The organism is Streptomyces sp. SID486, from assembly GCF_009865385.1.
Taxonomy (GTDB): domain Bacteria; phylum Actinomycetota; class Actinomycetes; order Streptomycetales; family Streptomycetaceae; genus Streptomyces.
This window is the reverse complement of record NZ_WWJT01000174.1, coordinates 1-22,000: the sequence shown is the minus strand read 5'-3', so window position 1 is coordinate 22,000 and position 22,000 is coordinate 1. Positions and strand designations below refer to the sequence as shown.

Below are 22,000 nucleotides of genomic sequence, written 5' to 3'. Positions count from 1 at the left end.
GCGGGAGCCACGGCACCGTCCGCCGGGAGCACCGCGGCGGCGGGCACCTCGGCCGGCCACGCAGTGCAGCCCGCGGACCTGCAGCACGCGGCACGGCTGATCCAGGTCCCGGCCGGACGGCTGCGGACGGACGCCATCGCCAACGTACGGGGAGGCGCGGCCCTCCTGGCGGCCACTCAGGCCCGGCTCGGCAAGCCCCTCAGCTCCGACCCGGCGGACTGGTGGGAGGCGGTGGCACGCTTCCCGGGCACTCGTGACGTCGCGTCAGCCGCGTCCTACGCCGCCGATGTCTTCACCGTGATCCGTCAGGGCGCGCACCGCACCACCGCCGAAGGCCAGGACGTCTCCCTCCCCGCCACCCCCGGCGTGCAGCCACACCGCGCCGCCGTCCCCCAGGGCCCCCAGCGGCCCAAGGAGGTCGAGTGCCCCGCCGAACTCGCCTGTGACTGGCTCGGCGCGCCGTACGTGGAGATCGCCGGTCCCGAGGAAACCGACGACAGCGACGACAGCGACGACGGCGACAGCGAAGACGTCGAAGCCGAGGACACCAGCACGTACGGCAACCACGACCTGGGCGACCGCCCGCGGGACCAGCCGATCGAGTACATCGTCATCCATGACACGGAGGCGGACCTGGCGAGCATGTTCCAGACGGTCCAGGATCCGACCGAGGCGTCCTGGCACTACTCGATCCGCTCCAACGACGGACACGTCACCCAGCACGTCCGGACCAAGGACGAGGCCTGGCACTCCGGAAGCCAGTTCGTGAACGCCCGCTCGATCGGCATCGAGCACGAGGGCTTCCTCACCCAGCCCGGAACCTGGTACACGGAGCGGATGTACCAGACCTCGGCCCGTCTGGTGAAGTTCCTGGCGAAGAAGTACGCCATCCCGCTCGACCGGCAGCACATCTTCGGCCACGACAACGTGCCGGCCCCGACCGCCGACTCCATCCCCGACATGCACGACGACCCCGGCCCCTTCTGGGACTGGCGGCACTACTTCGACCTTCTCGGCGCGCCGCTGCGGGCCACGGCCGGACCCGACAGCGACATGGTGACCATCCTGCCGGACTACGCCACGAACCAGCCGCGGTTCACGGGCTGCACACGCGACGGTTCACCGTGTCGGCCGCACGGCTCCAGCGCCGTCCGCCTGTACACCGAACCGCGCGAGAACGCCCCGCTGATCCAGGACCCGGGCCGCAAGCCGGACGGCGACGACTCCACCGAGGACGTCAACGACCTGGGATCGCGCGTCTCCGCCGGCCAGACCTTCGCCGTGGCCGACCGCAGCGGCGACTGGACGGCGATCTGGTTCCAGGGACGGAAGGCGTGGTTCAAGAACCCCAAGGCGCACCCGACCGCCGTCGGGGCGGCCGGACGCATGGTCACGCCGAAGGAGGGTCTGGACGAGGTCCCGGTGTACGGACGGGCGCTGCCGGAGGCGGATGCCTATCCGGACGGCGTGGACGAGCCGGCCGATTCGCCGCTGCCGTACAGCTTCCAGGCGGGCCAGCGGTACGTCACGCAGTCCGGCGTCGGCAGCTCCTACACCTCCAAGACATTCACCGACACACCCAACCCCGTGGTGTGGGGCCGGGAGAAGTACTACGAGATCCAGCTCGGCCACCGGCTCGCGTACGTGCGGGCGAGCGACGTGGACGTGGTGGACTCCTCCGCGGCCGCGGCCGGCCCCCAGAGCGGAACCGCCCAGCCGGCCGGACCCCAGGGAGGCGCCGCGCAACCGGCCGGGCCCCAGGGAGGTGCCGCGCAACCGGCCGTTCCCCAGGGAGGCGCCGCGCAACCGGCCGAACCTCTGGGAGGCGCCGCACAGCCGGCCGGGTGACGGCGCGCCGTCGGGCACCGGCCGCGGGGGGTGGCCGGTGGCCGGAAGGCTGCGGAACTCCGGGGCCACCGGAAAAAACTGTTTGAAATTCACCACTCTGCGACGCGACCCTTTCACGGCTTGTTGCCGCTCCGCGGCCTACCGCTCTCCCCTGACACGAGCCACTGGGACGTCATGCAGATCCAAGACCTTCCGTATCCCGACCCGGGCGTGCCCGACGCACGTTCGGGTCCCCGATTCCTGTGGTGGCTCTGGCGCAACCAGCTGGGCGGCCAGCTGAAGTCGCTCGCCTGGGGCCTGCTCCACTTCGTCTCCGTATCGGCCCTGCCCTTCTGCGTCGGCCTCGCCGTGCAGGCGGCCGTCGACCGCTCCGGCGAACGGCTCGCCCTGACGGGTGGTCTGATGCTCCTCTGCGGCACGGGCATCGCTGTCGGCGACACCTTCCTGCACCGGACCGCCGTCACCAACTGGATCACCGCCGCCGCACGCGTCCAGCAGCTGCTGGCCCGCAAGGCCGCCCAGCTGGGCTCCGGTCTGACCCGTCGGGTGGCCGCCGGTGAAGTGGTGTCCGTCTCCACCGGCGACGTGGAGAAGATCGGCTGGTTCGTCGAGGGCCTCTCCCGGTTCACCGCGGCCGCCCTGACGGTCGTGGTCGTCGGCGCCGGCCTGGTCGTGTACCAGCCCTCCCTCGGCGTGGTCGTCGCCGTGGGCCTGCCCGTCGTGGCGCTCGCCGTGCTGCCGCTGCTGCCCCGGGCGACGCGTCGCGCGGACGTGCAGCGCGAGAAGGCGGGCCGGGCCACCGAACTGGCCTCGGACACCGTCGCCGGACTGCGGGTGCTGCGCGGCATCGGCGGCGAGGAGCTGTTCCTCGACCGCTACCGCCGTGCCTCCCAGGAGGTGCGGCACGCCGCCGTACGCAGCGCCCGGATGTGGTCGCTGATCTCCGCCGTGCAGGTGCTGCTGCCCGGTCTGCTGCTGATCGCCGTCGTCTGGCACGGCATCGATCTGGCCCGGCAGGGCCGGATCACCGTCGGCGAGCTCGTCACCGTCTACAGCTCGGTCATGATCCTCAATTACCCGCTGCGGCATTTCGAGGAGATCGCCATGGCGTACTCCTTCTCGCGCCCGTCGGCCAAGCGGGCCGCGCGGGTGCTGTCGCTGGAGCGCTCCACGGCCACCGACGGCAGCCGCGGGGCCGAGGTGCCGGACGGTGATCTCCACGACCCCGAGACGGGTCTCCTCGCTCCCGCCGGCCGCCTGACCGCCGTGGTGTGCGGTGACCCGGACGCGGCGGGCAGGCTCGCCGAGCGTCTGGGCGGCCATCCCGCGGAGCCGGGTCGCTCGGCGCTGCTGGGCGGCGTGCCCCTGGACGAACTGCCCCTCGACAGTGCCCGGACCGCCGTCCTGGTCCAGGACAAGGATCCGGTGCTGCTGTCCGGCACGCTGCGGGAGCTGCTCGACGTGCCCTCCTCCGGTGCCGTACGGGCCTCGGACGCGCTGGCGGCGGCGCAGTGCGAGGACGTGCTGGACGCCCTGGTGCAGGGTTCCCTCGGCGCCGCCGATCCGATGGACGCCCGCATCACCGAGCGCGGACGCTCCCTGTCCGGCGGCCAGCGGCAGCGGCTCGCCCTCGCCAGGTCGCTGATCGCCGATCCGGAGGTGCTGGTGCTGGACGAGCCGACCTCCGCGGTCGACTCGCACACCGAGGCCCGGATCGCGGACGGGCTGCGCCGGCTGCGCTCGGGGCGCACGACGGTGGTGTTCACCTCCTCGCCGCTGCTGCTGGACCGCGCGGACCGGGTCGCTCTGGTGCACGAGGGCGAGGTCGTGGCGGTCGGCATGCACCGCGAGCTCGTCGACGGCGAGCCCCGGTACCGGGCCGTGGTGACCCGCGAGACCGACGCGGAAAAGGCCGCGACCGGCGAGGTCATGCTGCTGGAGACGATCCAGGAGCTGGAAGAGATCGAAGAGATCGAGGAGAGCGCATGATCGGCGTTGCGCCGCCGTCGTACGATCCGGCGGCCCCGACGACCGCCACCACCCTGCCCGTCGGCGCGGCCGCCACCGTGCGGGCGTACGTCACCGAGCTGTTCCGCCGGCACCGGCGCGCCTTCCTGCTGCTGATCGCCGTCAACACCGTGGCCGTGGTCGCCTCCATGGCGGGCCCGTACCTGCTCGGCGGTCTCGTCGAGCGGGTCTCGGACAGGGCCGAGGAGCTTCATCTGGGCCTCACCGCCGGACTGTTCCTGCTCGCGCTCGCCGTGCAGGCCCTGTTCGTCCGGCAGGTGCGGCTGCGGGGCGCGATGCTCGGTGAGCGCATGCTGGCCGACCTGCGTGAGGACTTCCTCGTCCGGTCCGTCGGGCTGCCGCCGGGCGTCCTCGAGCGTGCGGGCACCGGCGACCTGCTCTCCCGTATCACCACCGACATCGACCGGCTGGCCAACGCCATGCGTGAGGCCGTACCGCAGCTGGCCATCGGTGTCGTCTGGGCCCTGCTGCTGCTCGGCGGGCTGGTCGTGACGGCTCCGCCGCTGGCCGCCGCGGTGCTGCTCGCCGTGCCGGTCCTGGTGATCGGCTGCCGCTGGTACTTCCGGCGGGCGCCGTCCGGCTACCGCTCGGAATCCGCCGGGTACGCCGCCGTCGCCGCCGCGCTCGCCGAGACCGTGGACGCCGGCCACACCGTCGAGGCACACCGCCTCGGCGCCCGCCGTGTGGCCCTGTCGGAACAGCGGATCAAGGAATGGACGGCGTGGGAGCGCTACACGCTCTGGCTGCGCTCCGTGCTCTTCCCGGTCATCAACGCCGTCCACCTTCTCGTGCTGGGCTCGGTCCTGATGGTCGGCGGTGTGTTCGTCCTGCACGGCTGGCTCGGTGTGGGACAGCTGACCACGGGCGCGCTCATCGCGCAGATGCTCGTCGACCCGATGAACCTGATCCTGCGCTGGTACGACGAAGTGCAGGTCGCCCAGGTGTCGCTGGCCCGGCTGGTCGGGGTGCGGGACATCGAACCGGACGCCGGGGACGCCGCACTGACCCCGGACGGCCGGGCCGTCCACGCCGACCGGGTGCACTTCGGCTACCGGGAGGGCGTCGACGTGCTGCGCCGGGTCTCCCTGGAGGTCGCGCCGGGCACGCGGCTCGCCCTGGTCGGCCCCTCCGGAGCGGGCAAGTCCACCCTGGGCCGGCTGCTCGCCGGGATCTACGCACCCCGGGACGGCCGGATCACCCTGGGCGGGGCGGAACTGTCCCGGATGCCCGCGGAACGCGTCCGGTCCCACGTGGCACTCGTCAACCAGGAGCACCACGTCTTCGTCGGCACCCTGCGTGACAACCTCCTGCTGGCCGTCCCCCACTCCCGGGTCCGCTCGGACGGTCAGACCCCCGGCGGAAGCCACGACGCGGAGCTGTGGGCGGCTCTGGGCGCCGTCGACGCGGACGGGTGGGCGCGGGCGCTGGACGACGGTCTGGACACCGAGGTGGGCTCCGGCGGCCTCGCCCTGACCCCGGCACAGGCCCAGCAGATCGCACTGGCCCGTCTGGTGCTGGCCGACCCGCACACGCTCGTCCTGGACGAGGCGACCTCGCTGCTCGACCCGCGAGCGGCCCGTCATCTGGAACGTTCCCTGGCGCGGGTGCTGGACGGCCGTACCGTGGTGGCCATCGCCCACCGTCTGCACACCGCCCACGACGCCGACGTGATCGCCGTGGTGGAGAACGGACGGATCAGCGAGCTGGGCAGCCATGACGAGCTGGTCGCGGCGGACGGGGCGTACGCGGCTCTGTGGCGGTCCTGGCACGGGTGAGTGCCTGCCCGGCCCGCCGCCGCCCGGCGCCCCGCTCCCGTGCGGGGCGGGTGACGCCGAGGGTGCGGGGGCGGGCCGGCACCGACGGTGCGGGGGCGGGCGGCGCCGACGGTGCGGGGTGCGCATGCCTTCCGGCAGCCGTGCCGTTGCGCGGTGCCGAGCAGGGGTGGAAGGCTGGAAAGCGGCGACACCGGCTGGGGACGTACCCGGGGACCGCGAGGTTCCCGGCGCGTGTTCCCGGGCCGTGCTGCCGGCGGCCCGCCACCCGCTGGGGTGGCATCCGGCCGTCCTCACCATCTGGAGGTAGTCGTGGACAGCGCCGACGGTTGGGGGGACGACGTCTACCAGCCCGATCCCTCGGAGATCCGGGAGGACTCGGGGGTGCTCGACGTCGAGGACACACTGGACTTCGACGGCGTCGCCGACCCCCTCGACCGCGGCTGGTCCCCTCCGGAGCGACCGTGGGCGGTCGAACACAGCGGCGTGACCGCAGCCGAGCGCAAGGCGGGCGAGACGCTCGATCAACGGCTCGCCGAGGAGATGCCCGACCCCGGCACACCCGACGGCGACGGCATCGGTGACTGCGACGGCACCGACGGGGAGCTGCTGGACAACGAGGTGGGCAACTTCCGCTCCGGCCGACTGGTGGCCCCCGACGAGGGTGTGCACGAGGACGACGAGGCCGCCCTGGTCGCCACCGACGTCGGCATCGACGGGGCCGCCGCCTCCGCCGAGGAAGCGGCGATGCACATCGTCGACGAGGACTTCCTCTCCGGCTGAGCCGGACCGTCCGGACGCCCCCGACCTGTCCTCCGCCCGGTACGAGGAGCCGCCATGCAGCAGGACAAGCACCCCGACTACCAGCCCGTGGTCTTCCGTGACCGCACCGCCGGCTACGCCTTCCTGACCCGGTCCACCGCACGGAGCGAACAGACCATCGAATGGGACGACGGGCGGACCTACCCGGTGGTCGACGTGGAGATCTCCTCGGAGAGCCACCCCTTCTACACCGGCAAGGCCCGCACGGTCGACACCGAGGGGCGCGTCGCCCGCTTCGAGCGCCGGTACGGCGGTGCGGCGGACGCGGACGAGCAGACCTGAGCCACCCGGCCGGCCCTCCCGCGGAGGCCGGGCCGGCGGATGCCTCAGATCACACCCAGGGCCGCCGCACAGCCGACCCCGCCGAGCAGCATGAACACCGGCATGAGCACTCTCAGCTCGACCCAGCTGCCCGCACGGAACCGCATGGCCTTCGGCGGGCCGAGCGGGTACCAGCGCTTGCGGCCCACCGGGATCGGCCACAGGATCGGGCACCCGGACACCGTCAGAGCGTCCCCGATGTCGTGCACCAACGCGCCCAGCACGATCGGCAGGCCCAGCCACAGGTACTCCTGGCCGGGTGCGGTGAACAGCCAGTCGGAGCCGTTGCCCGGCTTGTCCAGCACTCCCGCGATGATCCACGCACTGGTCGCCGCCAGCAGCCAGACCAGGACGTCGCTGCTGGAGCCGCGCGCCGCGCGCCACAACAGACCCTCGATCGCGAGCACCATGTGCACGAACAGGATCGCCAGCACCGCCCAGCGGCCTCCGTTGATCGCCGCCGCCGAGCATCCGGCGCCGAGCAGGACCGCCCACAGCCAGGTGTGCGTCAGCGTCCGGTGCCCGCCGGAGCGGCGCGGGTCGCCCTGCTTCCTGGTCGCCTTGTAGACGGCGTACGACAGCTTGTCGACGATCTCGCAGATCCAGCGGGAGAGCGGTCCGAAGGAGCGGGAGATGGTGGCGGCCTTGTGATCGAGGTCCGGGGCGAGAGCGGCGCCGGCACAGATCAGGGCCCCGGCGAGGAGGACCGGCCAGGGCATCGGGTGCCCGGCCGCCGCCGCGGCGGCCCCGACGCCGAGCCAGGCCGCGGCCCCCGACAGTGAGTGTGCTGGTCCCATCATGGCCGCTTTCCGCCCCATTCCTCGTGCGCCGCTGTCCAGTTGGTCCGGTGCGCTGACGCTGCGTCGGCGACACAGCGTAGCGGCCGTGATCTTGGGGCTCGCAGCCGATTCCCCGCTCGGGCGGTGGGCCAGGCAAGATGGGGGCGTGACCCTCATCGATCAGCTGCCGCCGACCGCCGACCCCGACGCCCTGTACGAAGCCTTCGAGTCGTGGGCGCAGGAGCGTGGCCTCACCCTCTACCCGCACCAGGAGGAGGCGCTGATCGAGGTGGTCTCCGGGGCGAACGTGATCGTCTCGACGCCCACCGGCTCCGGCAAGAGCATGATCGCCGCGGGCGCGCACTTCGCCGCGCTGGCCCGGGACGAGGTCACCTTCTACACGGCTCCGATCAAGGCGCTGGTGTCCGAGAAGTTCTTCGAGCTGTGCAAGCTCTTCGGCACCGAGAACGTCGGCATGCTCACCGGCGACGCCTCGGTGAACGCCGACGCGCCCGTCATCTGCTGCACTGCCGAGGTGCTCGCCTCGATCGCGCTGCGCGACGGCAAGCACGCGGACGTCGGCCAGGTCGTCATGGACGAGTTCCACTTCTACGCCGAGGGCGACCGCGGCTGGGCCTGGCAGATCCCCCTGCTGGAGCTGCCGCAGGCGCAGTTCATCCTGATGTCGGCCACTCTGGGCGATGTGTCCTTCTTCGAGAAGGACCTCGCCCGCCGTACCGGCCGCCCCACCTCGGTGGTCCGCTCGGCGACGCGCCCGGTGCCCCTCTCCTACGAGTACCAGCTGACCCCGCTCACCGAGACGCTCACCGACCTGCTGGCGAGCAAGCAGGCCCCGGTGTACATCGTGCACTTCACGCAGGCGCAGGCCGTGGAGCGGGCGCAGGCGCTGATGAGCATCAACATGTGCTCGCGTGAGGAGAAGGACCAGATCGCCGAGCTGATCGGCAACTTCCGCTTCACCACCAAGTTCGGCCGCAACCTCTCCCGTTACGTACGGCACGGCATCGGCGTGCACCACGCCGGCATGCTGCCCAAGTACCGGCGCCTGGTGGAGAAGCTCGCCCAGGCCGGTCTGCTCAAGGTCATCTGCGGTACGGACACGCTCGGTGTGGGCGTCAACGTGCCCATCCGCACGGTGCTCTTCACGGCACTGACGAAGTACGACGGCAGCCGTGTGCGGACCCTGCGGGCCCGTGAGTTCCACCAGATCGCGGGCCGGGCCGGCCGGGCCGGCTTCGACACCGCGGGGCTCGTGGTCGCGCAGGCTCCGGAGCACGTCATCGAGAACGAGAAGGCGCTGGCGAAGGCGGGCGACGACCCGAAGAAGCGGCGCAAGGTGGTGCGCAAGAAGGCGCCGGAGGGCTTCGTCGGCTGGACGGAGAACACCTTCCAGAAGCTGATCGAGTCGGAACCGGAGCCGCTGACCTCGCGCTTCCGGGTGACGCACACGATGCTCCTGTCGGTGATCGCCCGCCCGGGCAACGCGTTCGAGGCGATGCGCCACCTGCTGGAGGACAACCACGAGCCGCGCAGGCAGCAGCTGCGGCACATCCGCCGGGCCATCGCGATCTACCGCTCCCTGCTGGACGGCGGGATCGTGGAGAAGCTCGACAAGCCGGACGCCGAGGGCCGCATCGTCCGGCTCACGGTCGACCTCCAGCAGGACTTCGCGCTGAACCAGCCGCTGTCCACGTTCGCCCTGGCCTCCTTCGAACTCCTCGACCCCGAGTCGCCCTCCTACGCCCTCGACATGGTCTCCGTCGTCGAGTCCACCCTGGACGACCCGCGGCAGATCCTCGCCGCCCAGCAGAACAAGGTGCGCGGCGAGGCCGTGGCCGCGATGAAGGCGGACGGGGTCGAGTACGAGGAGCGCATGGAGCGCCTGCAGGACATCACCTACCCGAAGCCGCTGGAGGAGCTCCTCTTCCACGCCTACGACACCTACCGCAAGAGCCACCCCTGGGTCGGCGACCACCCGCTCTCGCCGAAGTCGGTGATCCGGGACATGTACGAGCGGGCGATGTCCTTCACGGAGCTGGTGTCCTTCTACGAGCTGGCCCGCACCGAGGGCATCGTGCTGCGCTACCTGGCCAGCGCCTACAAGACACTGGACCACACCATCCCGGACGACCTGAAGTCCGAAGATCTGCAGGACCTGATCGAGTGGCTCGGCGAGATGGTCCGCCAGGTCGACTCCAGCCTGCTGGACGAGTGGGAGCAGCTCGCCAACCCGGAGGAGATGACCGCCGAGGAGGCCCAGGAGAAGGCCGACGAGGTCAAGCCGGTCACCGCCAACGCCCGCGCCTTCCGCGTTCTGGTCCGCAACGCCATGTTCCGCCGGGTGGAGCTGGCCGCGCTGGACCAGGTCGATGAGCTGGGCGAGATGGACGGCGAGTCCGGCTGGGACGCCGACGCCTGGGGCGAGGCGATGGACAAGTACTGGGATGAGTACGACGATCTCGGCACCGGCCCCGACGCCCGCGGTCCCAAGCTCCTCGTCATCAAGGAGGAGCCGGAGCACGGCCTCTGGCGCGTCCGCCAGATCTTCGACGACCCGAACAGCGACCACGACTGGGGCATCAGCGCGGAGATCGACCTCGCGGCCTCCGACGCCGAGGGCCGAGCGGTCGTCCGTGTCACCGACGTCGGCCAGCTTTGAGCCGTCCCCGGCCACCGGCAAGCCAAGGAGAAGCCCACCGATGACGAATCCGGCCGAGAGCCTGGTCGACCTGCTCGACCTGGAGCAGATCGAGGTCAACATCTTCCGTGGCCGCAGCCCGCAGGAGTCCCTGCAACGGGTCTTCGGCGGCCAGGTGGCCGGCCAGGCGCTGGTCGCCGCCGGCCGCACCACGGACGGCGACCGACCGGTGCATTCGCTGCACGCGTACTTCCTGCGCCCGGGCCGGCCGGGCGTGCCCATCGTGTACCAGGTGGAGCGGGTCCGGGACGGGCTCTCCTTCACGACGCGCCGGGTCACGGCCGTGCAGCAGGGCCGCACGATCTTCAATCTGACCGCCTCCTTTCACAAGCCCGAGGAAGGACCGTTCGAGCACCAGCTGCCGCCGGCCCGCGTGGTGCCCGATCCCGAGTCGCTGCCGACGGTCGCCGAGGAGATCCGCAAGCAGCTCGGTACGCTGCCGGAGCAGCTGGAGCGCATGGCGCGCCGTCAGCCCTTCGACATCCGCTACGCCGACCGGCTCCGCTGGACCGCCGAGGAGATCGAGGGGGCCGAGCCGCGCAGCGCCGTGTGGATGCGCGCGGTGGGACCGCTCGGTGACGACCCCTTGGTCCACACCTGCGCGCTCACCTACGCCAGTGACATGACCCTCCTGGACGCGGTCCGCATCCCGGTCGAGCCCCTGTGGGGGCCGCGGAGCTTCGACATGGCCTCGCTGGACCACGCCATGTGGTTCCACCGGCCGTTCCGCGCCGACGAGTGGTTCCTCTACGACCAGGAGTCCCCGATCATCACGGGTGGGCGCGGGCTGGCCCGCGGACGCATCTACGACCTGCAGGGACGGCTGCTGGTCTCGGTCGTCCAGGAAGGGCTGTTCAGGGCCCTGTAGCGCCGGGTTTCAGGGGCGGCGGCCGGGCCTTCCGGCCCTGGCCGGCTGCTCGGGCCCGACCTGGCGTTCAGGCCGGCGCGGACCCCGCGGTCCGCGGGCTTCTCCGCCGCAGCCAGGACCGCAGCCCCCGGGACGGCGGCGCGGCTGCGGGGTGCGGTGATCGGTGGTCATGGCGGGCGGGCGGTCCTTCCGGTCGCTCCGTGGTCCGCGCGGGCGACACGCACAGCTCCGGGCGGCGTCCTGGGAGCCGGCGGGGGCGCCACTCCTCGATGCCGGCGGCCCGCGATTCCGAAGGCTGGTCCGCCACCCCCTCCGCGGGCCTCGCCGCCTCCGGTGGGGGTGTCGTGGCCGTCAGGGAGGTGATGGCCGTCAGGGGCGTGACGGCCGTCGCGGATGCGGTGACCGTGCGGGCCATCGGCGGGATGGGCCGTGCGGCCGTGCGCGTCGCCGGCGGAATCCGGCGGGCGGCCGGGCGCGGGGCGGGTACGGCGCTGCGGGCTTCCCTGACCGAACGCGACAGGTCGCTGCGCAGCCAGTCGACCTCGTCCGCGTCCTGCGCCGTCATGATCCGCTCGGCGGTCAGAGCGGAGGGCGACCCGGGAACCGCGTGCCCCGGCGGGGCGGGCCGGTACCGGTTCACGTGGGCACGCTCGTACGGGTCCCTGACGACGTCGGCGACCTCGACCGGCGTGAGAAAGGCGGCCACGGCCCCGGCGCGGGCCCAGGGATGTCCCGCCTGACGCAGCAGGAATCCCAGATGGCGTCCGCGCCAGTTGCGTGCCCGCAGATCCACTCCTGCCGCCAGCTGTCCGCGCAGGGTCTCGGGCGTACGCCCCTTGAGCAGGTGGGCGTGCTCCGTGTCCGTCGCGAACCGGCTCAGCTCTTCCGCCAGGTAGAGCCAGACCACGGTCCGGTAGCGATTCAGGTAGTAGGTGACGGGCACGAGCAGGCCCAGGCGGGCGAGCCGGGTGAAGCGGCCGGCCGGGATGCCCATGAGGGCGGCCCCTTCCGCTGTACCCACGACCCGCACCCGCTCGCGGAGCGACTCGGGGAAGCCGTCCAGTGCACGGAGGCGGTCGATCTCCGCGCATGCCACCCGGTGGGGCCCTCCCCCGCCCTCGTCGGGCACCGTCCGGATGCGACCGAGCTGTACCGCGAGGTCGAACTCGCTCCGTTTCAGGCCCAGTTCACGAGCGGCACGGCTCGGTGTGCAGGTGCCGGAGCCGGACGGGTCGAAAGTGCTTGGCGACATGGTCGTACTCCCCCGTGGAGTCCTGGCTCACGCCCTGCGCGTTCGCCGTGCAGCCAACGTAGCCGCTTCGTCGCCATCCGTGGCGGGCCTGTGGATAACTCGCTACCGGAGATGAAACCGCAGGTCAGACGTCGGCTATGCGGCTGCGCTCGGGTTGCCTCGCATCGACGCCGAGGTGTTCACCGACCCGGTTGACGAGCAGCGTCATCTCGTAGGCGATCTGCCCGATGTCCGCTTCCGCCCCGCTGAGCACGCACAGGCAGCTGCCGGCGCCGGCCGCGGTCACGAACAGGACGGCGTCGTCGTACTCGACCATCGTCTGCCGCACGCTGCCCGCGCCGAAGTGACGTCCCGACCCCTTGGCGAGGCTGTGCAGCCCGGATGCCACGGCGGCGAGATGTTCGGCGTCCTCGCGTCTCAGTCCCGTGCTGGCCGCGGTGACCAGCCCGTCGTTCGACAGGACGAGTGCGTGCCGGACGTGGTCCACCCGCTCGGTCAGATCGTCCAGGAGCCAGCCGAGGCCCTGGTTCTGCGCCATGTCCATCTCCCCGTGTGATGTCTCCCGCATGCTTGAAGAACTCCCCGCCAGCCTTCCCCACGACCGGCGTACGGGCAAGCAGGATGGGCCCATGGCAGAGAAGATGACCGATGAGGAGTGGCGGGCGTTCGTCTCGGACGGCACCCGCACCGGCAAGCTGTCCACCGTCCGCGGCGACGGCAGCCCGCACGTGGCCCCGATCTGGTTCCTCCTGGACGGGAACGAGGTGGTGTTCAACACCGGCAAGGACACGGTGAAGGGCCGCAACCTGATCCGTGACGGGCGGATCGCCCTGTGCGTGGACGACGATCGTCCACCGTTCCACTTCGTGGTCCTGAGCGGCCGTGCCCAGCTGTCGGAGGATCCGGCCGAGTTGCGTCTGTGGGCGACCCGGATCGCCGCCCGGTACATGGGCGCGGACCGCGCCGAGGAGTACGGCGCCCGCAACGGCGTGCCGGGCGAACTCCTCGTCCGCGTCCCCGTCGACAAGGTGCTGGCCCTGCGAGACGTGGCGGCCTGAGCGGTCGCCTCAGCCGACGGAGTCCAGAAGCCGGGCGGTGTGCATCCGCCCGGCGTACTCGACGAGCCGGATCAGCACGTCCTTGCCGGAGTCGCGGTCGCGTGCGTCGCACAGCACCACGGGAGTGCCGGGGTCCAGGTCGAGGGCCCGACTGACGTCGTGAGCGCCGTACGCGCGAGCGCCGGGGAAGCAGTTGACGGCGACCACGAACGGGATGCGGCGGCGTTCGAAGTAGTCGACGGCCGGAAAGCAGTCCTCCAGCCGCCTGGTGTCCGCGAGGATCACGGCACCGAGGGCCCCCTGGGCCAGTTCGTCCCACAGGAACCAGAAGCGGTCCTGGCCGGGCGTGCCGAAGAGATAGAGCGACAGCCCGGATCGGATCGTGATGCGGCCGAAGTCCATGGCCACGGTCGTGGTGGTCTTCCGGTCCACTCCGCCGGTGTCGTCCACCTGCAGGCCCGCCCGGCTCAGCAGTTCCTCGGTGCGCAGCGGCCGGATCTCGCTGACGGCGCCGACCAGGGTCGTCTTGCCGACGCCGAAGCCGCCGGCGACCAGTATCTTCAGCGCGAGGGCGGAGGTGTCGCCGATGGCTTCGGAGTGCTCGGAGGCCATGATCACTTCTCTCGGGGAGGGCCGGCCGTGACCGGCGTCCACATGCTCCTGGAGTCAGCAGCATGACAACGGGCGGGAATTCTGGACCGGTTGGACCGATGGCCCCACCGTGGCCGATGCACGCGCGCTCGATGGCGGAAGGCGACCGGATCGGACGGGCCGGGCGCGTCCGCCCGCCGGCGCGCGGACGCGGCCCCGGCCGGCCGGCCGGGAAGCGCGGCTACAGCGAGGGGTGGACGGATGTCACGCATGTGTCTACAGCGCCCTCAGTCCCTCGATGACCTCGCGCAGTATCCGTTCGTCGGGTAGCTGCGCCGGGGGCACCGGACGGCTGACGGTCACGCAGCCGAGTTCCAGCAGGTCACCGAGAAGCACTCTCACCACGCCGACCGGAAGATCTGCGTCCGCCGCGAGTTCCGCGACGGACTGCGTCTCCGGACGGCACAGGTCGATCAGCGTCCGGTGTTCGGGACCCAGTGCGGTGCCGTCGTCCGTCACCGGGGCGGCGAGGTCGAGGGTGACGAGCGCGATCAGGTCGAAGCGGACGCCATCGGGGCCGGGCCGGGTGCGGCCACCGGTCATGGCGTACGGACGGACCATCGGCCCGGCCTCGCCGTCGTACCACCGGCTTCCGGGCTCCCGGGGCCGGCCGGCGGGGTTCTCGGTCATCGGGTGATACCTTTCCGCCCTGTCTGGCCTGGGTGGCCTACGGGGCCGATCCGGCCTATTCGGCCTCCGGCACCTGGGCCGTGACGCGCGGTGGCGTGTAGAGGTGCTCGCCCACGCGTCTGACCAGGCGGGCCATCTCGTAGGCGACCAGCCCGATGTCGGCGGTGACCGCGGTCAGCAGCGCCAGGCAGGAGCCGTCACCGGCGGCGACGACGAAGAGGAACGCGTCGTCCATCTCGACCATGGTCTGCCGCACTCCGCCCGCTCCGAAGTGTCGTCCGGCACCCTTGGCGAGGCTGTTGAAACCGGAGGCCACGGCGGCGAGATGCTCGGAATCCTCGCGCGCGAGGCCGGTGGAGGCACCGACCGCCAGGCCGTCGTCGGAGAGCACGACGGCATGCCGTACCTCGTGCACGCGCACCACCAGGTCGTCGAGCAGCCAGTCCAGTTCGCCGGACTGCCGGCCGGCCCTCGGGTTCGGTTCCTGGATCATGCCGGGTCTCCTTCGCTGCTGTGACTGCCCGTTTCCGGACACGCGGCGGAGCCGCGGCCCGGCCGTCGGCCTCCGCCGCGCGTCCAGCCGTCGCGGTACGCCGTCATGCGGGCACGTACGAGTTCGGGGGTGCGTCCGTCGTCGCCGCCGCGGTCGGGTTGCGCGGCCGGCTCATCGGGGCGCCGGTGACGCAGCTGAGGGGCGAGGTTCGCCTGACGTACGCGGCGCGGGAGGTCGTCGGTGGGTGCGGAGCCGCCCGGGAGGCGCTGCGGTCTCCCGGGGTTCACTTCGGAGGCCGGGAATGCGGGAGCTGTGCGGCGGGGGGCGGATGCCGGTCCGCCCGGGTAGGCGTCGGATGCCGGTCCGGGAGCGTGGGAGCCGGAGGCCGGTCCGCTCGCATCGGTGCCGGGTGCCGGTCCGCCTGGCGCGTCGCCGCCGCGTACGGGTCCGGCGGTCCCGGTAGCGGATGCCGCCGGGCCGGTGTGGGTACCGGAGACCGGTCCAGGGCGGGCTCCGGGGGCGGTGGCCGTCAGGGCCGGCCGGTCCGGGCGGCCGGTGACGCCGGTTGCGTGGGGCGCGGTCGCGCCGGGCCCGCGCGCGTGGGCGCGTTCCTGCTCCCGGCCGGGGCCGGCGTTTCCGGCATGCCGGGCGGAACGTTCCGCCGAGCCATGGTGCAGCAGGGCGGTCGGCAGCAGGACCACGGCGGTCGTGCCGCCGTACGGGGAGGTCCGCAGGTGCACCTTGATCCCGTGCCGGGAGGCTAGCCTGCTGACCACGAAGAGGCCCAGCCGGTCGCTGTCGAACAGGTCGAGCGCCTCGGACTGTTCGATGCGCCGGTTGGCCTCCGCGAGGCTGTCGGCCCCCATGCCGAGTCCGCGGTCCTCGACCTCCAGGGCGTAACCGTTGCCCACCGGTTCGCCGGTGACCCGCACACGCGTGTGGGGTGGCGAGAACTGGGCCGCGTTCTCCACGAGTTCGGCCATCAGGTGGGTGAGGTCGGCGACCGCCGCACCGACGACTTCGACGTCGGGGAACGGACGCACCTCCACGCGCGCGTAGTCCTCGATCTCCGACACGGCCGCGCGTACGACGTTCGTCAGGGACACCGGCATGCGCCAGGCCCGGCCCGGCGCGGCACCGGAGAGGATGATCAGGCTCTCCGCGTGGCGCCGCATCCGGGTCGTGAGGTGGTCCAGGCGGAACAGGTCGCTGAGTTCGTCGGGGTCTTCGGAGCGCCGCTCCATGCTGTCCAGGAGGCCGAGCTGGCGGTGGACCAGGACCTGGCTGCGGCGGGCCAGGTTGACGAAGACCCCGGAGATGCCGTCGGCGAGTTCGGCGCGCTCGACGGCGGCGCTCAGCGCGGCGCGGTGAACGGTGGCCAGGGCCTCGGCGACCTGCCCGGTCTCGTCCTCGGCGGGTGGGCCGGTGGGCGCCTCCGCCTGGACGTCGATCTCCTCGCCGGCGCGTAGTCTGCGCATCGCCTCGGGGAGTTTGCGGCGGGCGATCTCCAGCGCGTCGTTGCGCAGGTTCACGAGTTCGCTCACGAGTGCCCGCCCGATGCGGACGGAGATGGCGAGGGAGGCGACGACGGCGGCGAGCCCGAGGAGCACGACGGCGCCGGCGGAGCTGAACAAGCCGCGGGCGACGGGGTCGCTTCGGCCGGCGACGATGCTCCGCGTGGCCGCCGCGATGGTCTGCATGCCGTCCCGCACGCGCGCGTGGGCGGGATCCCAGGCGGCCCGCGATGCCGCGTCGGTGGGTCGGGTGCCCGGCCCGGCGGTCAGCAGCCTGTCCTCCGCGGCCCGCAGAGCCCTGTACGGCCCGCCGGCCGCCAGGTCCCGCCAGGCGGCGCGCTGCGCGGAGGGCAGGTCGGTGACGGCGGTCTCGGTGAGGGCGCGGCGCGTGGCGACGGCGGCGCCGAACAGGCGCAGGCGCTCCGCCCGCAGGGAGCCGGCCGTTCGTGCGCTGTCCAGCAGGATGTCCTCCTGGGCCAGTGCCTCGGCGGCGCGCGAGAATTCCAGCAGCACGCGCGCGTCCGAGGCGACGTCGGCCTGCTGGACTCCGGTGAGGGCACCGTCCACGGCGAAGGCCGCGTCGATGGCCTTCGTGTACCGCGTGTACGACTCGTCCCAGGCCGCTGTGCGGCCCAGTACGGCTGTGCGCAGCGTGCGGAGGTGTTCGGCACCGGTGACGAAGGCATCGAGGCGCCGGGAGACACCGGCGGGCAGTTCCTGGCTGTCGGCGACCGTGCTGTCGCGGCCGAGCCGCAGCCTGGCCACGGCCCGGTCGGTGCGGGCTCCCAGGTCCTTCAGGTCGCCGCCGTTCCCGGCGTTCGGGGCCGCGGCGTAGCGGACGGCGGCGGTGCGCTCGGCCTGCAGAGCGGTGACGGCCGCGGCCACCGGAGTGCGCAGTTCGGTGTCCACGCGCTGGGACTGGCGCAGCCGGGCGATGTCCTGGGCGGTGGTGACGGCGGCGTACGCCCAGAGGGCGAGCAGGGAGACGACGGGCACCATCAGGAGGCTGACCACCTTGGCCCGCACGGTCCGGGAGCGCGGGGCGAGGCGGCTCCCCCGCGCGCGTGCCGGGGTGGGCGGGGGGCCGAGCGCAAGGTCCGTGTCCTCGGTGGCGGGTGGTCCCGCGTGTGCTCGGCGTCCGCGTGGACGGTGGGCCGGGGTGGCGGCCTTCTCGGGTGTACGGGGTGGGCGCATGGCCTCCTCGCTCGGGACGTGGTCGGTGCGCTCGGGCCGGGGTCCGCTAACGGGTCGCGGTCCCGACGGGGCGCTGGGCGGAGGCGGACGCCTCGCGCTCGTCGGCCGTGGGCGAGAGGGCGACGAAGGCCGAGGTGATGAACAGGTAGGACCCGAGGCCGACGGCGAGCGGGAAGATGAACTGCATCGCCGTGGCCCCGGGGAGGGGGTCGCCGGAAGGCACCACCCGCACGCTCACCGCGAACATCCCGGTGTAGTGCATGCTGCTGACGGCCGCGCCCATGGCGAGGGCGGCGACGGTGACCGCCGAGGGTGAGGTGATGTTGAGCCCGGCCCACAGAGCCGCGGTCGCCGCGAGCACCGCGATCAGTACGGACACGCCGACGAGGACGGGGTCGTATCCGACGTGGCCGTGCAGCCGCACCGCTGCCATGCCCAGGTAGTGCATGCTGGCGACGCCCAGTCCCGTGGTGAGGCCGCCGAGGAGGAGCGCGCGGTTGCGGTCGCGGCTGTAGCCGACGGCGAAGACGCCCGCGCAGACGACGGCCATGGCGACGAGGAGGCTGAGGACGGTCAGCGGCACGTCGTAGCGGATGTCGGTGCCGCTGACGCGGAAGCCGAGCATGGCCACGAAGTGCATGGTCCAGATGCCCGTCCCGATGGCGGAGGCGGCGGTGACGAGCCAGTGGCGTCGCGCGCGGCCGGTGGCGGCGAGCGCGCGCACGGTACAGCGCAGTCCGAGTGCGGCGCCTGTGCAGGCCATCACGTACGACAACGCGGGGGTCAGCCAGCCGAAGGCGGCGTGGTCCAGGTGTCCCATGGCCTCGGGACGGTAGGGGGCAGGGGCGCACGGCGGGGGCGCATTTCGAAAGGTGCCCGAATATGCGCGCAGTTGCGGGCCGGACGATCGCGTCCCGCCCGAACATGCGCACAGAGACGTCCCTCGTGTCGGTGAGGGATCATGCGGAGCATGAGCGACGACCACACACACGTGCAGGAGTTCTTCACCGCCCGGGCCGCCGACTGGGACAGCCGGTTCCCGGACGACGGCCCGGCCTACGCGGCGGCCGTAGCCGCCCTGGAACTGCGCGAGGGGGACCGCGTGCTCGACGCGGGCTGCGGCACCGGGCGGGCGCTGCCGCCCCTGCGGGCGGCCGTGGGGTCCTCCGGGGTGGTACTGGGGGCCGATCTCACCCCGGCGATGCTCCAGGCCGCCGTGCGGGCCGGCCGGGACCAGGAGGGACGGCTGCTGCTCGCGGACGTCGCCGCGCTGCCGCTGCGTTCGGGCAGTCTGGACGCGGTGTTCGCGGCCGGTCTGATCGCCCACCTGCCGCACCCGCTGACCAATCTGCGGGAGCTGGCCCGCGGCGTGCGCCGGGGCGGAACGCTCGCGCTCTTCCACCCCGTCGGGCGGGTGGCCCTGGCGGCACGACAGGGCCGCCGGATCACGCCCGACGACCTGCGGGCCGAGGGCAACCTCCGGCCGCTGCTCGCCCGTTCGGGCTGGCGCATGACGTCGTACGTGGACGAGGACGCCCGTTTCCTCGCGGTCGCGGTGCGCGAGGGCTGAACGCCCGCGGCGGTCAGTGCGTGCCGGCGACGGCTGCCGCGAAGGTCCCGGGGGCGTCGAACATGACGTTGTGCCCGGCACCGGGCACCGTCACCACACGCACCCCGACGGCTTCCAGGCGCCGCCGGCCCGCGAGTTCACCGCTCAGCTCGCCCTGGAGGAAGACACGGTCGACGGGCAGCCCCTCCAGGATCGTCCGCATCACCGGGTCCGACCCCCGGCACAGTCCGACGGCGCTGCGGTGCAGGGCACGCGGGTCGGTCAGCCGCATGGTGGCCGCCCACAGCGGTCCGACGGCGTCGAGCACGCGCGCGTAGTGCTTCTCGACGAACTCGTCCTCGTCATGGGCGGCGATGCTGCCGCTGGCGGCGGTCGACGACGGACCGGCGTCCAGGTTGGCCTCCGTGAGCACCAGCCGGGAGACGAGGTCGGGCCGCCGGTGGGCGAGGACGACGGCCACGGCACCGCCCATGCTGTGCCCGATCAGTTCGGCGCCGGTGACGCCGGCCGCGTCCAGCGCCACCGCGACGGCGTCGGCGTGGTCCTCCAGCGTGTAGCCGAATTCCAGGGGCCGGTCGCTCGTGCCGTGCCCCGGCAGGTCGACGAAGAGGCTGCGCCGGCCTGTGAGGGCGGGACGGGCCGCGATGTGCGCGTGGTAGACGGCGGACATCGATCCGAGCCCGTGCAGGTACACCCGGGCGGGCGCCGCCCCGGGCACCTCGGTCCACCGGATGCGGCTTCCGCGGCTGTCGAACGTGGCCTGCTGCACGTACCCCTCCCTCGGGTCTGGACGCACCATTACATCGGTGACGAGGTATAGCGTCAAGACAGTACCGGTGGGGCGAGGTACAGCCGCGGGGCTTTCTGCGGAAGAATCGCGGTCATGCTCGAACTCGCCATCCTCGGATTCCTCTACGACGCCCCCCTGCACGGCTACGTCCTGCGCCGTCACATCGCGGCGCTCACCGGGCATGTGCGGCCCGTCGCCGAGAGCACGCTGTACCCGGCGATCAAGCGGCTGGAGAAGGCGGGCCTGCTGGTACGGGCCACCGAGCCCGGCGCTGTGGCCGCGCCGCGCCATGTGCTGAGACTGACCGAGGAGGGCGGCCAGGAACTGATGCGCCGGCTCGCCGAGCCCGCCCAGCGGGAGATCACCGACGAGAATCACTGGTTCACGCTGCTGGCGTTCCTGCGCCACTTGACGGACCCGGCCGCGCAGGCAGCCGTGCTACGGCGCCGGCTGGCCTTCCTGGAGGAGCCGGCGAGCTTCTTCTACGACGGCGAGCGGCCCCTGCGGGCCGAGGAGCTGAACGATCCCTTCCGCCGCGGCGTCCTCACCATCGCCCGGGCCACGAGCCAGGCCGAACTGGCCTGGCTGCGCGAGACCCTCGCGTCTCTCGACGGGACTGGCCACTGAGGCGGCCGCCCCCTTCGGCCACGACTCCAGGGTGACCCGGCGGCCTCCTCGGATCTTCCCGGCGGCCGGAGTGGAACTTCCCTCTCCAGATGTGGCCGTTTCGCCCCCGTCCAGGCGGAAACCTGCAGCTCCGCGTGGTGCGCACAGTCGTGACAAGCGGCTTCCGCTCGCACTAGGGTGCGCGCCGGTGGACGAACGACTGGGGAGGCAGCAGGGATGGCCGGGACGAACGATGAGGCCGTCGCCGCCGCGGACGATGCGCTGTACGTGCTGACGGCGGTGCTGCTGACGCCGGCGCAGTTTCCGAGCGTGCTGGGCGACGACTACCCGGAGGCATGCGCGGCGCTGGACCTGCCGCCCCTCGCCGACGGGTACGGCCTGGTGCTGGGCCAGGACGGGGACGGGTCTCGCTGGACGGTCGTCGTCGACGACGTCTCGCTGGTCGCTGTGGCGATCGCGTCCTGGGACTGCGGCATGGAGTACGACCTCTCGCCGGACGAGCGCGCGGTCGTGACCGCCCTGCCGGGGTGGCCCCTGGCCCTCGCCGTGGCCGCACCGGGCGTGCCCGCACCGCACGACCCCCCTGCCGAGACGGCCGGCCGGCCGCTGAGCCCGCCGGACACCGGTTCCTGGGGACCCGCTCAGCGCCGTCTGGGCGCGGACGAGGTCGCGCTGCAGTGGGCGGTCTGGCGGGAGCAGATCGGCGACGCCGACTTTTCCGCCGGCGGGCAGGGGAAGTCCGCGGAGTCCGCGCCCGAGGACCGGGACGCCGCCATGACCGGCGGCCCCTCCGGTGTCCGCCGCGTGCTCGCCGAGGCGCGCGCCTACATCGACAGCCCGCCACCGCTCGGCCGGGTGCGCTCGTCGTTCGCCCCCGGCGAGGCACGTACGCTGCGCGCCGACGGCCCCGGCTGGTCCATCGTGGCCCGCACCGACGACATCGCGTTCGTCCTGCTCGACGACAGGCCCGGCGAGATCCTGCCGGTGGGCCGGGGTCCCGAGCTGCCGGGGCTGCTGAAGGCGCTGGACAAGCTGGCCGTACGCCCCCTGTGAGCCGAGCCGGC

General features: G+C 72.7%; 19 protein-coding genes and 1 pseudogene. 11 read left to right on the top strand and 9 right to left on the bottom strand.

What is annotated here, in order from left to right:
* From GT045_RS08565 to GT045_RS08545, 5 genes are all read left to right on the top strand, one after another.
* Positions 1 to 1,848: peptidoglycan recognition family protein (locus GT045_RS08565; RefSeq protein WP_161333802.1), on the top strand; the 1,848-nt coding region annotated here is incomplete at its 5' end.
* Between the two features lie 174 nt (positions 1,849 to 2,022).
* Positions 2,023 to 3,837: an ABC transporter ATP-binding protein gene (locus tag GT045_RS08560; protein WP_161333801.1), complete on the top strand. Its 1,815-nt coding sequence runs from the start codon at positions 2,023 to 2,025 to the stop codon at positions 3,835 to 3,837.
* A complete protein-coding gene (locus GT045_RS08555; RefSeq protein ID WP_161333800.1) occupies positions 3,834 to 5,651 on the top strand; it encodes an ABC transporter ATP-binding protein in 1,818 nt (605 codons plus the stop codon). The genes GT045_RS08560 and GT045_RS08555 overlap by 4 nt, the downstream gene beginning before the upstream one ends.
* A 309-nt stretch (positions 5,652 to 5,960) precedes the next feature.
* Complete coding sequence (locus tag GT045_RS08550) at positions 5,961 to 6,431, top strand: DUF5709 domain-containing protein (protein ID WP_161298072.1); 471 nt, start codon at positions 5,961 to 5,963, stop codon at positions 6,429 to 6,431.
* A 54-nt stretch (positions 6,432 to 6,485) separates the two neighbouring features.
* A complete protein-coding gene (locus tag GT045_RS08545; RefSeq protein WP_161298071.1) occupies positions 6,486 to 6,752 on the top strand; it encodes a type B 50S ribosomal protein L31 in 267 nt (88 codons plus the stop codon).
* 44 nt (positions 6,753 to 6,796) lie between these two features.
* On the opposite strand, the gene GT045_RS08540 is transcribed toward GT045_RS08545, so the two are convergent.
* On the bottom strand, positions 6,797 to 7,591 hold the full coding sequence (locus tag GT045_RS08540; protein ID WP_161298070.1) for a metal-dependent hydrolase: 795 nt from the start codon (positions 7,589 to 7,591) through the stop codon (positions 6,797 to 6,799).
* 145 nt (positions 7,592 to 7,736) lie between these two features.
* Between GT045_RS08540 and GT045_RS08535 the strand changes: the two genes are divergently transcribed.
* Positions 7,737 to 10,250 carry a DEAD/DEAH box helicase gene (locus tag GT045_RS08535; RefSeq protein WP_161298069.1) on the top strand — a complete coding sequence of 838 codons (2,514 nt, stop codon included), beginning with the start codon at positions 7,737 to 7,739 and terminating at the stop codon, positions 10,248 to 10,250.
* A 40-nt stretch (positions 10,251 to 10,290) separates the two neighbouring features.
* Positions 10,291 to 11,157 (top strand): acyl-CoA thioesterase II, encoded by an 867-nt coding sequence (locus GT045_RS08530; RefSeq protein WP_161298068.1) that lies wholly within the window; start codon positions 10,291 to 10,293, stop codon positions 11,155 to 11,157.
* Between the two features lie 466 nt (positions 11,158 to 11,623).
* Here GT045_RS08530 and GT045_RS39545 read toward each other — a convergent pair.
* Both GT045_RS39545 and GT045_RS08520 read right to left on the bottom strand, forming a co-directional pair.
* Positions 11,624 to 12,409: pseudogene (locus tag GT045_RS39545) on the bottom strand (DUF6397 family protein); the annotation flags it as partial.
* 124 nt (positions 12,410 to 12,533) lie between these two features.
* Positions 12,534 to 12,947 carry a roadblock/LC7 domain-containing protein gene (locus GT045_RS08520; RefSeq protein ID WP_161298073.1) on the bottom strand — a complete coding sequence of 138 codons (414 nt, stop codon included), beginning with the start codon at positions 12,945 to 12,947 and terminating at the stop codon, positions 12,534 to 12,536.
* A gap of 91 nt (positions 12,948 to 13,038) precedes the next feature.
* On the opposite strand from GT045_RS08520, the gene GT045_RS08515 reads away from it, so the two are divergent.
* The gene (locus GT045_RS08515) at positions 13,039 to 13,467 is read left to right on the top strand and encodes a PPOX class F420-dependent oxidoreductase (protein WP_161298067.1); all 429 of its coding nucleotides are present in this window, start codon (positions 13,039 to 13,041) and stop codon (positions 13,465 to 13,467) included.
* Between the two features lie 9 nt (positions 13,468 to 13,476).
* On the opposite strand, the gene GT045_RS08510 is transcribed toward GT045_RS08515, so the two are convergent.
* From GT045_RS08510 to GT045_RS08490, 5 genes are all read right to left on the bottom strand, one after another.
* Positions 13,477 to 14,079 (bottom strand): ATP/GTP-binding protein, encoded by a 603-nt coding sequence (locus GT045_RS08510; protein ID WP_161333799.1) that lies wholly within the window; start codon positions 14,077 to 14,079, stop codon positions 13,477 to 13,479.
* Positions 14,080 to 14,334: 255 nt separating this feature from the next.
* On the bottom strand, positions 14,335 to 14,748 hold the full coding sequence (locus tag GT045_RS08505; RefSeq protein WP_161333798.1) for a DUF742 domain-containing protein: 414 nt from the start codon (positions 14,746 to 14,748) through the stop codon (positions 14,335 to 14,337).
* Between the two features lie 55 nt (positions 14,749 to 14,803).
* The gene (locus tag GT045_RS08500) at positions 14,804 to 15,241 is read right to left on the bottom strand and encodes a roadblock/LC7 domain-containing protein (RefSeq protein ID WP_161298064.1); all 438 of its coding nucleotides are present in this window, start codon (positions 15,239 to 15,241) and stop codon (positions 14,804 to 14,806) included.
* On the bottom strand, positions 15,238 to 17,949 hold the full coding sequence (locus GT045_RS08495) for a sensor histidine kinase (RefSeq protein ID WP_202527535.1): 2,712 nt from the start codon (positions 17,947 to 17,949) through the stop codon (positions 15,238 to 15,240). The genes GT045_RS08500 and GT045_RS08495 overlap by 4 nt, the downstream gene beginning before the upstream one ends.
* Positions 17,950 to 17,995: 46 nt before the next feature.
* Positions 17,996 to 18,769: an MHYT domain-containing protein gene (locus tag GT045_RS08490; protein WP_161333797.1), complete on the bottom strand. Its 774-nt coding sequence runs from the start codon at positions 18,767 to 18,769 to the stop codon at positions 17,996 to 17,998.
* 150 nt (positions 18,770 to 18,919) lie between these two features.
* Here GT045_RS08490 and GT045_RS08485 point away from each other — a divergent pair, with 150 nt between their 5' ends.
* Positions 18,920 to 19,519, top strand: a complete 600-nt coding sequence (locus tag GT045_RS08485) for a class I SAM-dependent methyltransferase (RefSeq protein ID WP_161292355.1) — start codon at positions 18,920 to 18,922, stop codon at positions 19,517 to 19,519.
* Positions 19,520 to 19,532: 13 nt separating this feature from the next.
* Here GT045_RS08485 and GT045_RS08480 read toward each other — a convergent pair whose 3' ends face one another.
* Positions 19,533 to 20,288, bottom strand: a complete 756-nt coding sequence (locus GT045_RS08480; RefSeq protein WP_345942581.1) for an alpha/beta hydrolase — start codon at positions 20,286 to 20,288, stop codon at positions 19,533 to 19,535.
* A gap of 114 nt (positions 20,289 to 20,402) precedes the next feature.
* Here GT045_RS08480 and GT045_RS08475 point away from each other — a divergent pair, with 114 nt between their 5' ends.
* Both GT045_RS08475 and GT045_RS08470 read left to right on the top strand, forming a co-directional pair.
* Complete coding sequence (locus tag GT045_RS08475; protein WP_161333795.1) at positions 20,403 to 20,936, top strand: PadR family transcriptional regulator; 534 nt, start codon at positions 20,403 to 20,405, stop codon at positions 20,934 to 20,936.
* A gap of 216 nt (positions 20,937 to 21,152) precedes the next feature.
* Positions 21,153 to 21,989, top strand: a complete 837-nt coding sequence (locus tag GT045_RS08470) for a hypothetical protein (protein ID WP_161333794.1) — start codon at positions 21,153 to 21,155, stop codon at positions 21,987 to 21,989.
* Positions 21,990 to 22,000: the final 11 nt, after the last annotated feature.